The organism is Acidovorax sp. GW821-FHT10A04 (assembly GCF_059415825.1).
The window spans coordinates 59,176-75,055 of record NZ_JBWKNZ010000021.1; the positions used below are offsets into that span (position 1 = coordinate 59,176).

A 15,880-nucleotide genomic window follows, 5' to 3' on the forward strand; every position below is an offset into this window, starting at 1 on the left:
ACCCTCCTTAGCAAACCTCTACGACACGCTGCCACCCGGGCATACCCTCATACGCGCACATCCCAACTTGCCTACATTTCTTGTATGCAAGATTTGCTTTCAAGACTGCGTTGACCTGAAGGAGACATTGGCATGCCCCGGTTTTTCAAATCCCTGTTCGGCCAGGTCGTCCTGGCCGTGGTCCTTGGTGTGGTAGTGGGGCTGGTCTGGCCCGATACCGCCATCGCCCTCAAGCCCCTGGGCGACGGCTTCATCAAGCTGATCAAGATGCTGATCCCGCTGATCGTGTTCTGCGTGGTGGTGCACGGCATCGCCGGCACGGGGGACCTCAAGCGCGTGGGCCGGGTGGGGGTGAAGTCGCTGATCTACTTCGAGCTGGTGACCACCGTGGCGCTGGTGCTGGGGCTGGTGCTGGCCTTTGTGTTCCAGCCCGGCGTGGGCATGAACGTCGACCCCAAGGCGCTGGACCCCAAGGCCATGGGCGCCTATGTGGAGAACGCGGGCAAGCTCACGGGGGGCGGGTTCACGGACTTTTTGCTCAAGCTGATCCCGAACACGGCGGTGAGCGCGTTTGCCAATGGCGATGTGCTGCAGGTGCTGCTGTTCTCCATCGTGTTCGGCTGTGCGCTGGCCATGCTGGGTGAGCGCGGGGCGCGGGTCACGGTGCTGATCGAGGACCTGTCGCACGTGCTGTTCAAGACCATGGGCATCATCATCAAGCTGGCGCCGCTGGGCGTGCTGGGTGCCATTGCCTTCACGGTGGGCAAGTACGGCATCGGCTCGCTCAAGCAACTGGGCATGCTGGTGGTGCTGTTCTATGCGGCGGTGGTCATCTTCGTGGTGGTGGTGCTGGGCACCATCATGCGGGTGTCGGGTTTCAGCCTGTTCAAGCTGCTGCGCTACCTGCGCGAAGAGCTGGCGGTGGTGTTTGCCACCACCTCGTCGGACAGCGTGCTGCCGCAGATCATGGCCAAGCTCAAGCACATGGGAATTCGCGATTCGACGGTGGGGCTGGTGATCCCCACGGGCTATTCGTTCAACCTGGACGCGTTTTCGATCTACATCACGCTGGCGGCGGTGTTCATTGCCCAAGCCACCAATACGCCGATCTCGATGGCCGACCTGCTGACCATCCTGGCGATCTCGCTGGTCACGTCCAAGGGTGCGCACGGGGTGCCGGGCTCGGCCATCGTGGTGCTGGCAGCCACGCTGCAGGCGATTCCGGCCATTCCGGCGATTGGCCTGGTGCTGGTGCTGTCGGTAGACTGGTTCATGGGCATTGCCCGCGCCCTGGGCAACCTGATCGGCAACTGCGTGGCCACGGTGGCGATTGCCGCGTGGGAGGGTGACATCGACCGCAGCCGCGCCCATGCGGTGCTGGACGGACAGGATGTGGCGCCCATCGAGCCCGCCCCCGAGATGGCAGCGGCCCGAGTCACGCCACAATCGGCTGCATGAGCACCACCCCGACCAGCAGCCAGACGCAGATCGCCCAGCAGGTGGTCGAATCCATCCTGGCCCAGAAGCTCGCGCCCGGCGAGCGCCTGGGCGAGCAGGAGCTGGCCGACCTGTTCGGCGTGAGCCGCACCCTGGTGCGCGAGGCGCTGATGCAGCTGCAGGCACGCGGTTTTGTGGAGGTGCGCCCGCGCCGGGGCTGGTATGTGGTGGAGCCCACGGTGGAGGACGCGCGCGATGCGTTCTCGGCCCGGCGCATCATCGAGTCGGGCATCTTGGCCGATGCGGGGCGGCCGCTGCAGTCGGTGACGCCGCGGCTGCGCGCCCACATTGCCGAGGAGCAGCAGGCCATCGAGGGGGCCGACGCGGCGACGCGCGCCTTTTTGCTGGCCGACTTTCATGTCTGCCTGGCCGAGAGCATGGGCCACCGCAGCCTGAGCGACATATTGCGCGACCTGACGGCGCGCACCACGCTGGCGGCCTCGCTCTACCAGTCGCGGCACGAGGCCAGCCAGTCGTGCGCCGAGCACGAGTCCATCGTCGAGGCGCTGGAAGCCGGCGACACCGCCCTGGCACGCGAGCGCCTGCTGGCCCACATCGGCCATGTGGAGGCGGCGCTGAACCCAGGCCAGCCGCTGGTGCGCGACCGGCTGCGCGATTCGCTGAGCCCGCTGGCGGGCACCCGCTCTGACACGGACGGCTGAGCCGCCCTCCCCTTTTCCCCGTCTCTCATTGCCGCCCCGGCCGCCAAGACCCGGGCGGCTTTGTTTTGCGCGTGCCGCAGACACCCCGGGTAAACCCCAGTCATTTCCCGTTCGAGCGGTGTTTTATTGCATCCATTTTTTGTATACAAATATAGGGTGCAACTTTCAACCGGGCCGCAGATGCCTGGAAACCGTCCTTTTCCACACGAGGAGACACCCGTGAACACAGCCGTCAGCAGTAGCAGCACACCGATAGCCGCCGGGGGCGCGCAGTCCGCCGGGCCGCACCATGGCAATGCCCTGATCAAGCCGGGCTACGACCCGCGCCTGACCAATGAGGACCTGGCGCCCCTGAAGCGCCAGACCTGGGGCCAATACAACATCTTTGCGTTCTGGATGTCCGACGTGCACAGCGTGGGCGGCTACATCACGGCGGGCAGCTTGTTCGCTTTAGGCCTGTCGAGCTGGCAGGTGCTGGTGGCGCTGCTGGTGGGCATCGTGATCGTGCAGTTCTTCTGCAACCTGGTGGCCAAGCCCAGCCAGGTGACGGGCACGCCCTACCCGGTGATCTGCCGCGCGTCGTTCGGGGTGCTGGGGGCCAATATCCCAGCCATCATCCGCGGGCTGATCGCGGTGGCCTGGTACGGCATCCAGACCTACCTGGCGTCGGGCGCCTTCTTGCTGCTGGCGCTGCACTTCTTTCCGAACCTGGCACCGTATGCCGATGTGGCGCAGCATGGCTTTGCCGGCCTGTCCACGCTGGGCTGGGTGGCGTTCATGGTGATGTGGGTGCTGCAGGCGCTGGTGTTCTGGCACGGCATGGAGGCGATCCGCAAGTTCATCGACTGGGCGGGCCCGGCCGTGTATGTGGTGATGGCGGTGCTGTGCGGCTGGCTGGTGTGGAAGGCGGGCTGGAAGAACATCGACCTGAACCTGGGCGGCGTCAAGTTCCAGGGCTGGGATGCGCTGCCGGTGATGCTGTCGGCGATTGCGCTGGTGGTGAGCTATTTCAGCGGGCCCATGCTCAACTTTGGCGACTTCTCGCGCTACGGCAAGAGCTTTGACGCGGTGAAGAAGGGCAACTTCTGGGGCCTGCCGGTGAACTTCGTGTTCTTCTCGCTGCTGACGGTGGTGACCACCGCGGCCACGCTGCCGGTGTTCGGCGAGCTGATCACCGACCCGGTGCACACCGTGAGCAAGATCGACAGCACCACGGCCGTGGTGCTGGGCGCGCTGACCTTCATGATCGCCACGGTGGGCATCAACATCGTGGCCAACTTCGTGTCGCCCGCGTTCGACTTTTCCAACGTGGCGCCGCAGCACATCAGCTGGCGCACGGGAGGCATGATCGCTGCCGTGGGCTCGATCTTCATCACGCCCTGGAACCTGTATGCCAACCCCGAGGTGATCCACTACACGCTGGACGTGCTGGGCTCGTTCATCGGGCCGCTGTTCGGCATCCTCATCGCCGACTACTACATCGTGCGCCGCCAGCAGGTGGATGTGGACGCGCTCTACACCATGAGCAAGCACGGCGCCTACTGGTACAGCAAGGGCTACAACCCGCGCGCCGTGTGGACCATGGTGCCGTCGGCACTGATCCCCATCCTGTGCGTGATCGTGCCCACCCTGCGGCCGGCCGCCAACTACGCATGGTTCATCGGCATGGGGCTGGGCTTCGTCATCTACCTGGTGCTGAACCGCAAGAACTGAACTGAATACAAGAAAGAGAGAGCTGAAGCCGTGCGCATCAAGATCATCAACCCCAACACCACCTGGAGCATGACCGAAAAGATCGGGGCCTGCGCGCGCGCCGTGGCGCGACCGGGCACCGAGGTGGTGGCGGTGAGCCCCGCCATGGGCCCGGCCTCCATCGAGAGCCACTACGACGAGGCGCTGGCCGTGCCCGGCCTGCTGCAGGAGATTGCAGCTGGCGAGCGCGACGGGGTGGACGGCTATGTGATCGCCTGCTTTGGCGACCCGGGCCTGAAACCCGCGCGCGAGCTGGCGCGCGGCCCGGTGGTGGGCATTGCCGAGGCGGCCATGCACATGGCCAGCATGGTGGGCGCACGCTTTTCGGTGGTGACCACGCTGGGCCGCACCATGGGCCAGGCCTGGCACCTGGCCGAGATCTACGGCATGCAGCGCTTTTGCGCCAACGTGCGCGCCTGCGAGCTGCCGGTGCTGGAGCTGGAGGTGCCCGGATCGAACGCGCGCGAGCGCATCACCGACGAGTGCCGCCGCGCCCTGGCCGAGGACGGCTGCGACACCCTGGTGCTGGGCTGCGCGGGCATGGCGGACCTGTGCGAACACATTTCGCAAGCCCTGGGCGTGCCGGTGATCGACGGGGTGGCGGCCGCCACGTCGATGGTCGAATCGCTGGTGCTGCTGGGCCTGCGTACAAGCAAGCATGACGAGCTGGCGCGGCCGCTGCCCAAGGCCATGGCCGGGGCGCTGGCCGGCTTTGCGCTGCCGCCCGTGGCGGTGGTGCCGCCGGCGCGCATATCCCGCGCGGCTTGAGGCGTCAAACAGGGGGCCGGCACGAATCGGGCCACAATCGGACCCCATGCCCCGCGCCCGCACGAGCCCCCAAGCCCTTCCCGCCGACCTGGCGCCTGCTGCCGACCCCGCACCCGAGGCGGCAGCGGCGGACGGACGCCTGGCCTCCACCGAAAGCATTGCCCAGGACCTGGCCACGGCCATCGTCGAAAAGCGCCTGCCGCCGGGCACCTGGCTGCGCGAGGAGGCGCTGGGCCGCGTCTACACCGTGAGCCGCACCAAGATCCGCGCGGCGCTGGTGATGCTGTCCAAGGACAAGCTGATCGAGATCATCCCCGACAAGGGCGCCTTCGTGAGCCGGCCCAGCGTGCAGGAGGCGCGCGAGGTGTTCAGCGTGCGCCGCGTGCTGGAGGCCGAGGTGGTGCGCCTGTTCATCGCCAGCGCCACGCCGGCCGACTACCAGATGCTGGAGCAGCACATCCGCTTCGAGCGGGCGGCGCTGCGCGAGAGCACGACCACGGGCCGGGTGCGTGAAAAGCTGCTGGGCGACTTCCACGTGGTGCTGGCCGAGGCGGCCGGCAACCAGACCCTGGCCCAGCTGGTGCGCGACCTGGTGGCGCGCAGCTCGCTGATCGCCATGCTGTACGACTCGTCGAACGACCCGCACTGCTCGTCGGAGGAGCATGCGGACTTCCTGGCGCTGTGCAAGACCGGCGACGTGGCCGCCGCCGTGGCGAGCATGACGGAGCACCTGCAGCGCATCGAGGCGAACCTGGCGCTGGACACCGGGCGGCCGGACCGGCAGCTCGACCTGGTCAAGGCCTTGCTGGCCTGACCTTCCGCGCGCAGCCGCCGACTGCGCGCCCCCTCCTTCCAAAACGCTCCCTAGGGTTTACCGGGATAAGGTTGTCGCCATGTTGTGTATACACTTTTTGTATGGATGGTTGTACACGGAAGATGGATGCCGTCCTTAGAACCCAATAACGCGACCCACCTACCCCGAAGGAGCTCTCCCATGTCAGCGTCCGTGCACCCCGTGGATGAACAACTGCCCATAGCGCGCCTGGGGGCGCTGGGCTTGCAGCATGTGCTGGTGATGTATGCGGGGGCCGTGGCGGTGCCGCTGATCGTGGGCCGGGCGCTGAACCTCACGCCCGACCAGGTGGCCAAGCTGATTTCGGCCGATTTGTTCGTCTGCGGCCTGGTCACGCTGATCCAGGCACTGGGGGCCACGCGCTGGTTCGGCATCCAGCTGCCGGTGATGATGGGGGTGACCTTTGCCTCGGTGGCGCCCATGGTGTCCATGGCGCAGAGCACCAGCGGCACGGCGGGGGCGGGGCTGATCTTCGGCTCGGTGATCGGGGCGGGGGTGATATCGATCCTGATCGCGCCCATGGTCAGCCGCATGCTGCGCTTTTTTCCGCCGGTGGTCACGGGCACCATCATCGCGGTCATCGGCATCAGCCTGATGCGCGTGGGCATCAACTGGATCTTTGGCAACCCGGTGGGCCCCACGGCGCCCAACGTGGTGAACCCCGAGCACATCAAGTGGCTGACCGAGGCACAGTCGGCCGCCGGCGCGCCGGGCTCCTCGCTGCCACCCGTGCCCAAGGGCTTTGCGGTGGTGCCCACGGTGCCCAACCCGCGCTATGCGGACCTGACGGGCGTGGGCATCTCGGCCCTGGTGCTGGTGTCCATCCTGCTGATCGCCAAGTTCGCCAAGGGCTTCATCGCCAACATCTCGGTGCTGCTGGGCATTGTGATCGGCGGCGTGGTGGCGGCGGCCATGGGGCTGATGTCGTTCGAGAAGGTGGGCAAGGCCGACTGGTTCGACCTGGTTCTGCCGTTCGAGATCGCGCTGCCGGTGTTCGACCCCATCCTGATTTTGACGATGACGCTGGTGATGATCGTGGTGATGATCGAGTCGACCGGCATGTTCCTGGCCCTCGGGGACATGACGGACCGCAAGATCGAGCAGGACGACCTGACCCGCGGCCTGCGCACCGACGGCCTGGGCACGCTGCTGGGCGGCATTTTCAACACCTTTCCGTACACCAGCTTCTCGCAGAACGTGGGCCTGGTGGCGGTGACGGGCGTGAAGAGCCGCTTTGTCTGCGTGGCCGGCGGCGTGATCCTGATCGTGCTGGGCGTGCTGCCCAAGATGGCGGCACTGGTGGAGTCGCTGCCCACCATGGTGCTGGGCGGCGCGGGGCTGGTGATGTTCGGCATGGTGGCGGCCACGGGCATCCGCATCCTGGGCGGGGTGGATTTCCGCAACAACCGCTTCAACGGCATGATCGTGGCGGTCTCCATCGGCGTGGGCATGATCCCGCTGATCGCCCCGAGCTTCCGCCAGTGGATGCCGCATGCCATCCACCCGCTGATCGAGTCGGGCATCCTGCTGGCCTCGATCACGGCAGTGGCGCTGAATGTGTTCTTCAACGGTGCCAGCAAGGACACCAGCGCTGCCGTGAACGCAGCGCGCCAGGCCGAAGCCCACTGACCCGGCCCGCTCGAATCCACCAGGCCCCCGGCTGTCCGCCGGGGGCTTTTTTGCTTTCCAGGAGGCCGGTGGGGGCCGCTGTGCAAAAAAGCCCATGCAACACCGATGGAAAAGCAGGTACAGCCCCCGTGGGCTGTTTCTCCTCTGGCGCACGGCACCACAGGCGCTCAGGCAGTGCGCAACTTGCACCCGTGCAAGCTGACGTACCGTGCAGTACGTTACATTGATTGCTCCTTTGCGAGGAATCCCATGCGCACGAAATTCAGCAAGATGTTGGCGGCCACCGGACTCGTGACACTCGACCCGGAAGAGCAGACCCAGGACGACCCACCGCCAGAGGCCTATTCGGAACCCGAGCCGGAGCCGGAACCCTCGCCTGCGCCCGCCGCAGTACCACAGCCCGTGCTCGCGCCCGAGCAGAGCGTGGTGGCGGAACAAAAGGACTTTGCCGACCTGTACCGCGAGGCCAATGTGCCCGTGGTGGCCTATACCGCAGAGAAGCTGCTCAAGCTGATGGCGGGGCTGGAAAGCATGCCCATGGAAGTGCGCAAGCAGGCCGTGCGCGCCATGGACGAGGCCGATGAGAGCTGGACGGTGGACGATTCCGTGCTGGACGCGCAACGCAAGGTGAAGGCGCTGGCCGTCGCCAAGCAGAAAATCGCCCAGCAAGTGGCTTCGGCGCTGCAAAATGCGGACCGGGAGATCGCGGCCATCCAGGCCGAGGAGCAGGACAAGAGCGCCCAGGTGCGCAAGCAGATTGCCGAGCTGACGGCGCTGCTGGACCGCGGCGTGGCACGTGCCGCGCAGCAGACGGCCGACGTGCGTGCGGCCGCCAGAACGAACCAGGAGGCGGGGGACAGGGAGTCGGCCCGGCTGGATGCGGAAATGAACCGCCTCGGCCAGGTCGTCATCACGTTCGCCGGTGGTTCACCGATTCAAAAATAACAGGAGTAGAGCAATGCAACTGACTGGTCTGGGCAAGGCGCTGATCGCGGTCATCGTCGTGGGGGCTGCCGGCTCCGTTCTGTGGAACATGGGCGGCAAGATGTGGGTGCAGGACAAGCTGGGCAAGACGGAGGCCTCGCACGAGGTCGCCAACCAAAGCAGCGGCTCGGCGCCTGCCGTGGCGGCCGGCAGCAGCGGCAATGCGCCCGCGGCATCGCCTGCGGTGGCCGCGCCCAAGGGCGGCGCGCTGGGTTCGCCCGGCAACCCGCTCAAGGTCAGCATCGTGAGCTTTCACGGCTATGCGCCGGCCCTGGTGGCCAACGGCAACAGCCTGAAGACCCAACCGGGCTCGATCTTCCAGAAGGCGGGGGTGAACGTGGAGTTCATCATCCAGGACGACATCCCCACGCTGACCACCATCTTCGAGAGCAACACGGCGCAGTGCGCGTGGCGCACCTCGGACTTCTGGGCGCAGGAGCAGCCCAACCTGATCAACACCAAGCTCGATGGCCGCGCCATCATGATCGTGGACAACACCCAGGGCGCCGACGCGGTGATCGCGCGCGACCCGGACATCAAGCGCATCGAGGACCTGGTGGGCAAGAAGGTCGCGCTGCTCAAGTACACGCCCTCGCACGGCCTGTTCATCAACGCCATCAACAACTCCAGCCTGAGCGCCAAGCAAAAGGCCAATGTGCTCGACCGCGTGGTCTACATCAACGCCGACGAGGGCACGCCCGGCGTGCGCGCGGCCTTTGCCGCAGGCAGCGTGGACGCAGCCGTGCTGTGGGACCCGGACCTGTCGCTGGCCGTCAAGGCCACGCCCGGCGCGCGCGTGGTGTACTCCACCAAGGTGGCCACCAACCTGATCTATGACGTGATGGTCTGCAACCAGAAGCTGCTGCAGGACCCGGCCAACCTGCCGGCCTTCCAGGGCTTCGTCAAGGGCTGGATGGATGGCGTGACCGCCGCCCGCGCCAACCCCGCGGGCGCGGCCGAGGCGCTGGTGCGCACCGAGCCCTTCTTCGACCAACTGGCCAAGAAGGAAGGCATGCCTTTCGTCAGCAGCCTGTTCTCCAACCTGGTGTGGACGGGGCTGGACGACAACGCCCGCATCCTGGGCCTGGCGGGCGACACCAACCACTATGAGCGCGTGTACCGCGAGTTCGACGCGATCTACCGCGCCGCCGGCTCGCTGGCCAACCCGAACTCGCCCGTGGTCTCGCCGCAGAACTCGTTCGACTACCGCTTCATCAACGCCCTGCTCAAGGACAACCAGGCCGCGCGCGCTGCCGCCGCCAAGCCCGAGTTCACCTTCGATACGGCCGGCATGCAAAAGGCCGAAGCCCGCCCCGCCGCGCTGACCAAGCCGGTGAGCGTGAACTTCCCCGTGGGCCAGGCCGAGCTGACCAAGAAGGCGCAGGAGGTGATCGACACCCAGGTGGTGCCGTTCATCAACAGCAATGGCTCGGCGTACTTCGAGATCTCGGGCAACACCGACTCGACCGGCAGCGCGCAGGCCAACCAGCGCCTGTCCAAGGCGCGTGCCGATGCGGTGACCAAGTACGTGGTCACGCAGTGGGAGATTCCGGCCGCGCGCTTCAAGGTGGTGGGCAATGGATCGAACAACCCGATCTGCAATGAAGGCAACCCCGGCGCGCTGGAGGTGGACCTGGATACCTGCCGCCAGATGAACCGCGCCACCCGCATCGCCGTGCTGGCACGCTGAGGGGCCGGCGATGGCGCAATTCTGGAACCCCAGCCATCCGATCTCGCCCCAGACCCAGCGCATGCTGGGCGTGGGCGCCGTGGTGGTGGTGCTGGTGGCCTGGGCGCTGGTAAGCGCCTCGGGCCTGGTCAACTCGAACCGGCTGCCTGCACCGTGGGAGGTGGCCATGGCTTTCTCGCGCCTGGCCTGGGACCCGGTGCGCCAGGAGAGCCTGCTCTTGACCTCGGTGCTGTGGTCCGGCGGGCGGCTGGTGGTGGCCGGCATTCTGGTGATCCTGATCGGCCTGCCCATCGGCATCCTGATGGGGGCCTCGCCGCGCATCAACGCCACGCTGTCGCCGCTGATCGACCCGTTTCGCTCGGCGCCCATCGTGGCGCTGCTGCCCATCATGGTGATGTGGTTCGGCATTGGCGAGGAGATGAAGATCGTCTTCCTGTTCTCGGGTGCGGTGGTCTACCTGATCCCCCTGGTGCGCGATGCGATCCGCTCGGTGCCGCAGTCGTACTGGATCAGCGCGCGCGACCTGGGCGCCACGCCGTGGGAGTGCATCCGGCGCGCGGTGATCCCGATGGCCATGCCGCGCATCGTGGACGGCATCATCATCGCCATCTCGGTGATGTGGACCTACATCACTGTGGCCGAGTACGTGAACGCCAAGGAGGGCCTGGGCCAGCTGATCCAGAACGCGCGCCGCTTCTCGGCCATGGACCAGGTGTTCGCGGGCATCATCACCATCATCGCGCTGGCGCTGATCACGCACCGCGTGATGACCTGGGCCAAACGCAAGATGTTCCCGTGGGAAAGCACGGTGTGAACGCCCTGAGAACCCCGACAACCACAAGCCAAGCATGACATCGAGCACTGTGAGCATTTCCATCCAGATGACCGGCATCGTGCAGGAGTACCCTGCCGCCAACGGCCGGGGCGTGCTGCGCGTGATCGACGGCATCGACCTGCACCTGGAAAACCCGAGCATCAACATGCTGCTGGGCCCCTCGGGCTGCGGCAAGTCCACGCTGATGCGCATGATGGGCGGGGTGCGCCCGTTCAACGTGAAGACGCCGACCATCGGCCGGGTGGCGATCGATGGCAAGGAGTGCCTGGACCAGCACGACGACGCCGTGACCGTGTTCCAGCAGTACGCCAACCGCCCCGACCTGACGGTGTGGGACAACGTGGCCTTTCCGTTCACGCTCAAGCTCTGGAAGGGGCGCATCAGCCAGGCCGAGATCAAGGAGCGCGTGGACACAATCCTCGCCGCCGTGGGCCTGGCCGACAAGAAGGCCATGCGCCCGGCGCAGCTCTCGGGCGGGCAGAACCAGCGCGTGGCGCTGGCGCGCGCCCTGGTGCTGCGCCCGCGCATTTTGCTGATGGACGAGCCCTTCGGCGCGCTCGACCCGCAGACGCGCGAGGAGATGCAGCGCCTGCTGCTGTCACTGTGCAAGGCCAACCCCTGCCTGGTGGTGTTCGTCACGCACGACGTGAGCGAGGCCCTGGCCCTGGGCGACCGGGTGATCGTGCTCTCGCCCCAGCCCGCGAAGATCGCCGATGACTTCGTGATCCATGCCGAGCACCCGCGCTCGGAGGCCTGGGCGCGCTCGACCGAGACCCTGCGCATGCAGGACCGCATCCTCACGTCGCTGCGCGACGCCAAGGGCCATGGCCAGATCACGCTGAGCGTATGAAATTCGCCCCGGGCGAACGGGAAGAGCCCCCCTATATCCAGGAGTTCCTGACCGGCAAGTGGAACGTCACGGCCTCGCTGGGTGCGGCGGCGCTGGCGGTGCTGGCCTCCTTTCCCTATGGGCTGCCGGGCTTCATCTTCGTGGGCACGGCCTATGCGGCCGTGGAGGGGCTGGCCCTGCTGTACGTGCCGGGGATGTCCACCTTCCGCTACGCGGTGCGCCGCAAGTACGCCACGCTGCGCTACCAGGCGCAGGTGGACAGCCTGCTCAAGGAACTGGGCGACCGCAATGAGTGCGACCCCAGCTCCAAGCGCATGCGCGTGTACCTGCAGACGCTGGACCGCATCGACGCACTGGAGCGCATGGTCAAGGCCCGCACCTGCGCGCTGAGCGTGGAGGACATCGACCGCCTCAAGGACGTGACGCGCGACTATCTGGCGCGCTGGCTGGCCATCGTGAGCGCCAACGAGCGCCAGAGCCAGCTGAGCAAGCGGGAGATTGCCGACCGCCTGCGCAGCGTGGAAGACCAGTTGGCCGCCACCACCGACGAACGCGAGCGCCGCCAGCTGCTGCAGGCGAAGAAGGACTACCAGCGCCTGCTGGAGAGCAGCAGCCGCCTGAGCAGCCGCATGTTCGCCATCGAAGCGGCCATGGTGTCCATGCCCGACATCATCGAGGAGGTGTTCCAGCAGGCCGTGTCGATGCCCATGGCCAGCGATGCCTCGGCCCGGCTGCGCGAGAGCGTGGACCGCCTGGCCATCGAAGAGAACCTGGAAGCCGACATCAGCGAGGAGCTGGACACCATCGGCGTCCATGTGCCCAGCCCCGCCGTGGCCAAGGCCGCGGCCGCCCCTGTCCCCCGCCCCACGGCACAAGCCATGAAATGACCCCTGCCATGACGACCACCACCGTACAGAAATCGCACCTGCAGACCCTCGTCGATTTCGACGAGTACACGCGCCTGATGGAGGCTGCGCTCAAGGCCGCCATCGTGTCCGACGAGCCGGGCAGGCTGGTGCGCTTTTTCGCGCGCTACATCGCCTGGAACGGCTATTTCGGCTGCAGCGTGGCATCCCTGGCGGGCAAGATCGGCTGCGCGCGCCATTTGTTCACCGACCCGGCCGAGCCCTTTTTGCCGGCGGCCGACCGCAATGTGCTGGTGGCCAGCTACATCTTCGATGCGGCGCGCGACGAGTTCGACGACCACTCCACCCGCGCCCGCGACCCCCACCGCAGCCTGGCGCAGGCCTTCCTCAAGGGCATCGTGCAGACCACGATGCCGGGCGCCGACATGGCCACCGTGAATGCGCTGGCGGCCGAGCCCGCCTGGCTCAAGGCGCTGAACCAGGGCGTGCTGCGCGGCTACGGCGGCGGGCAGGAAGACACCCTGGAGGCGATCTTCCGCGCCATGGGCTACCACCTGGGCAGCGAGCTGCTGGCCGACCGCGAGTTCACCGTGATCGGCGCCACGCTGCGCGAGGCTGGCGGCGGCCTGGCCGAGCGCCTGTTCCACACCGAGGTGGACATCGGCGGCACCCAGCACAAGGCCCTGTCCTGGGTGGGCATCCACTCGGGCGAGGGCGGCGCCGTGGAGGCCGACCACTTCGAGTGGGCCACCCAGGGCGTGAACGCCGCCTTCGACTTCATCGACCCCGCACAGCGCGCGGCCATGCTGGCCCAGGTCGAGCAGGGCTTTGCCGCCTTTGCCCAGGACCACCGCACCTTCTTCGACAACGTCAACATCAGCTAAGCAAGGAACCTGCACCATGGCTTCTTCCAACTTCCTCGGCCGCCTGAGCAACCTGTTCACCGGCTTCCTCTCGCTGTTCGTCTCGGGCATCGAAAAGAACAACCCCGAGATCGCGTACGAGAACTCGATCAACAGCATGAAGGCCAACTACGACCGCCTGAAGAAGGCGGCGGGCGCCATCATCCGCCAGCGCGACGACGTGACCACGCGCCTGCACAACGCCAAGCAGAAGCAAGCCCAGCTCGAAGCCAACCTGCAGCAGGCCATGGACACCAACCAGGACGACCTGGCGGTGAGCATCCTGCAGATGAAGAATGACAACGACCAGTCGGTGACCGAGCTCACGGCCGAGGCCGAGACGGCCATGGCCGAGGCCGAGAAGATCAAGGATGCGCTGCTGGAGATGAAGAGCGAGATCAAGCGCGTGGAGGACGAGCGCGACCGCAACCTGGCCAAGCTGGCCGGCGCCAAGGCCAAGATCCAGATCCACAGCCAGCTCGAAGGCCTGTCGGTGGATGCCGAGATCCGTGCGCTGGACAACGTGCGCGGCCACATCGCCAACGTGATCTCCGAAGCCAACCTGGGTGACGAGCTGCGCGGCGCCGACCTGGACGTGCGCATGAAGGGCCTGCAAAAGGGCGCCTCGCGCGCCACGGCCGAAGCCCAACTGGCCCAGCTCAAGGCCGCCCGCGCGCAAGGTGCTGGCGCCAAGCAGATGTAAGCCCAAAGACCACCAGAGCGGCACGCCTGCCACCGCCCGAGGAATCCCGTGAGCACACCCTCCCCTTCCGCAACGACCGCGACGCCTGCCACGCCTGCCTGGGTCGACACGGTGCGCCGGCGCTACCTGGGCGGCGATGCCTCGGTCTTCGTGCTGTACCGCAACATCTACGACCGCATCCTGCTGGATGGCAAGTTCGTGGAGCTGGAGCAGTACCTGTTCCGCTCGCTGCTGGAGGGCAAGAAAAAGCGCGTGCTCTCGCACAGCATCGCCTCGGGCACGCAGGCCCTGGCGGGCCGGGCCTTCGATGCCGAGGCCGAGCCGCTCGAGGGCATCGAGCAGGCACTGACGCACGAGAGCGGCACGGCCGTGGTGATCCACTACGCGGGCTCGCTGTTCCCGGCGGGCGACCCGTCGATGATGACCATGCAGGACCGCCAGGCGATTGCCAAGCTGCACCGCTGGTCGCTGGACCCGCAGATCGGCGACAGCGACAACGTGGTGTTTTTGCTGGTCGAATCGCTGACCGAGCTGAACGCGCAGATCCTGTCGAACCCGCGCATCGCCACCGTCGAGATCCCCATGCCCGGCCAGGCCGAGCGCGAGACCACCATCCGCATGGCCGATGCCTCGCTCGATGCCGGCCAGGTCACGCGGCTGGCGCAGCAGGCCTCGGGCCTGCGCCTGGTGCAGCTGTTCGGGCTGCTGGGCAACGACAGCAAGGCACCCGCGCCCAACGATGCCGAGCGCGAGGCGCTGATCCGCGAGCTGATCGCCGGCACCGAGGACGCCGAGGCGCGTGCCAAGCAACTGACCAAGCTCACCAGCGGCCAGACCAATGACCAGATACGCCACCTGCTGCAGCCGGGCAGCAAGGCACCGGCCAAGGGCAATGCCTTCGAGGAGATCGCGGCGCTGCTGCGCACGCGCAAGCGCGAGCTGGTGACGCAGGAGTGCTTTGGCCTGATCGAGTTCGTCGAGCCCAAGATGGGCCTGGAGGGCGTGGGCGGCATGACCATGGTGAAGGCCGAGCTGGCCGCCATTGCCGCGGCCGTGCGCTCGGGCAACGTGGCACGCATCCCCATGGGTATCCTGGTGGTGGGGCCCATGGGCTCGGGCAAGACCTTCGTCACCAAGGCCTTCGTGCGCGAGGCTGGGATACCGGCGGTGATGCTCAAGAACATCCGCTCCAAGTGGGTGGGTGCGACCGAAAGCAACCTGGAGAAGGTGCTGGCCATGGTCAAGGCCATGGGGCCGATCGCGCTCATCATCGACGAGGGCGACCGCAGCCTGGGCGGCGAAGGCGACGAGGACGGCGGCACGTCGTCGCGCGTCACGGCGCGGCTCAAGGAGTTCATGTCGGACACCGACAACCGCGGCCAGGTGCTGTTCATCATGATGACCAACCGCCCCGACAAGCTTGACGCCGACATGAAGCGGCCCGGCCGCTTCGACACCAAGATTCCGCTGTTTTTCCCCGAGAACGGGGCGGAGCGCGCGAACATCGTGCGCGTGATCCTCAAGCGCTTTGGCAAGGCGGTCGAGGAGCCGGCGCCGCAGGATGACGATGATGGCATCGGCGAAGGCTGGATGGAGGCGGCGCTGGAAGACACCGAGTTCTCCAACGCCGAGCTGGAGGCGCTGACCCTGCTGTCCATCGACCTGGCCGAGCGCGGCGATGGCCGGCTCACGCGCGAGGTGTTCTTGCAGGCCGCAGTGGACTACATGCCCACGCGCGACACGCTGATGATCGAGTACATGGAGCTCTTGGCCATCTCCGAGGCCTCGCGCCGCAGCCTGCTGCCCGAGAAGTTCAAGCACCGCACCACCGACGAACTGCATGCCGAGATGAAGCGCGTGCGCAGCCAGTTGCGCCTGTGAAGGCCAGG

General features: G+C 66.8%; 14 protein-coding genes. All 14 read left to right on the forward strand.

Annotated features, from left to right (window positions below):
- The first annotated feature begins 132 nt into the window (after nt 1–132).
- The 14 genes from AC07PF_RS30585 to AC07PF_RS30650 all read left to right on the forward strand — a co-directional run bounded on the left by AC07PF_RS30585 (nt 133) and on the right by AC07PF_RS30650 (nt 15,872).
- Nucleotides 133–1,458 carry a C4-dicarboxylate transporter DctA gene (locus AC07PF_RS30585; RefSeq protein WP_494614415.1) on the forward strand — a complete coding sequence of 442 codons (1,326 nt, stop codon included), beginning with the start codon at nt 133–135 and terminating at the stop codon, nt 1,456–1,458.
- Nucleotides 1,455–2,159 carry a GntR family transcriptional regulator gene (locus AC07PF_RS30590; protein WP_494614416.1) on the forward strand — a complete coding sequence of 235 codons (705 nt, stop codon included), beginning with the start codon at nt 1,455–1,457 and terminating at the stop codon, nt 2,157–2,159. The genes AC07PF_RS30585 and AC07PF_RS30590 overlap by 4 nt, the downstream gene beginning before the upstream one ends.
- A gap of 180 nt (nt 2,160–2,339) precedes the next feature.
- Nucleotides 2,340–3,872 carry an NCS1 family nucleobase:cation symporter-1 gene (locus tag AC07PF_RS30595; protein WP_494614417.1) on the forward strand — a complete coding sequence of 511 codons (1,533 nt, stop codon included), beginning with the start codon at nt 2,340–2,342 and terminating at the stop codon, nt 3,870–3,872.
- A gap of 30 nt (nt 3,873–3,902) precedes the next feature.
- A complete protein-coding gene (locus AC07PF_RS30600; protein ID WP_494605172.1) occupies nt 3,903–4,679 on the forward strand; it encodes an aspartate/glutamate racemase family protein in 777 nt (258 codons plus the stop codon).
- A 46-nt stretch (nt 4,680–4,725) separates the two neighbouring features.
- Nucleotides 4,726–5,493 (forward strand): GntR family transcriptional regulator, encoded by a 768-nt coding sequence (locus AC07PF_RS30605; protein WP_145695193.1) that lies wholly within the window; start codon nt 4,726–4,728, stop codon nt 5,491–5,493.
- A 180-nt stretch (nt 5,494–5,673) separates the two neighbouring features.
- On the forward strand, nt 5,674–7,161 hold the full coding sequence (locus tag AC07PF_RS30610) for a nucleobase:cation symporter-2 family protein (RefSeq protein WP_494614418.1): 1,488 nt from the start codon (nt 5,674–5,676) through the stop codon (nt 7,159–7,161).
- A gap of 249 nt (nt 7,162–7,410) precedes the next feature.
- Nucleotides 7,411–8,106: a hypothetical protein gene (locus AC07PF_RS30615; protein ID WP_145695191.1), complete on the forward strand. Its 696-nt coding sequence runs from the start codon at nt 7,411–7,413 to the stop codon at nt 8,104–8,106.
- 13 nt (nt 8,107–8,119) lie between these two features.
- Nucleotides 8,120–9,835 carry a phosphate ABC transporter substrate-binding/OmpA family protein gene (locus AC07PF_RS30620; RefSeq protein ID WP_494614419.1) on the forward strand — a complete coding sequence of 572 codons (1,716 nt, stop codon included), beginning with the start codon at nt 8,120–8,122 and terminating at the stop codon, nt 9,833–9,835.
- A gap of 10 nt (nt 9,836–9,845) precedes the next feature.
- On the forward strand, nt 9,846–10,649 hold the full coding sequence (locus AC07PF_RS30625) for an ABC transporter permease (RefSeq protein ID WP_007861919.1): 804 nt from the start codon (nt 9,846–9,848) through the stop codon (nt 10,647–10,649).
- 34 nt (nt 10,650–10,683) lie between these two features.
- Nucleotides 10,684–11,520, forward strand: coding sequence for an ABC transporter ATP-binding protein (locus AC07PF_RS30630; RefSeq protein ID WP_007861921.1), 837 nt, complete (start codon nt 10,684–10,686; stop codon nt 11,518–11,520).
- Nucleotides 11,517–12,407: a hypothetical protein gene (locus AC07PF_RS30635; RefSeq protein WP_494614420.1), complete on the forward strand. Its 891-nt coding sequence runs from the start codon at nt 11,517–11,519 to the stop codon at nt 12,405–12,407. The genes AC07PF_RS30630 and AC07PF_RS30635 overlap by 4 nt, the downstream gene beginning before the upstream one ends.
- Before the next feature lie 8 nt (nt 12,408–12,415).
- The gene (locus tag AC07PF_RS30640) at nt 12,416–13,270 is read left to right on the forward strand and encodes a hypothetical protein (protein WP_494614421.1); all 855 of its coding nucleotides are present in this window, start codon (nt 12,416–12,418) and stop codon (nt 13,268–13,270) included.
- Between the two features lie 16 nt (nt 13,271–13,286).
- Complete coding sequence (locus AC07PF_RS30645) at nt 13,287–13,991, forward strand: PspA/IM30 family protein (protein ID WP_007861927.1); 705 nt, start codon at nt 13,287–13,289, stop codon at nt 13,989–13,991.
- A 48-nt stretch (nt 13,992–14,039) separates the two neighbouring features.
- A complete protein-coding gene (locus tag AC07PF_RS30650; RefSeq protein ID WP_494614422.1) occupies nt 14,040–15,872 on the forward strand; it encodes an ATP-binding protein in 1,833 nt (610 codons plus the stop codon).
- The last annotated feature ends 8 nt before the right edge of the window (nt 15,873–15,880 follow it).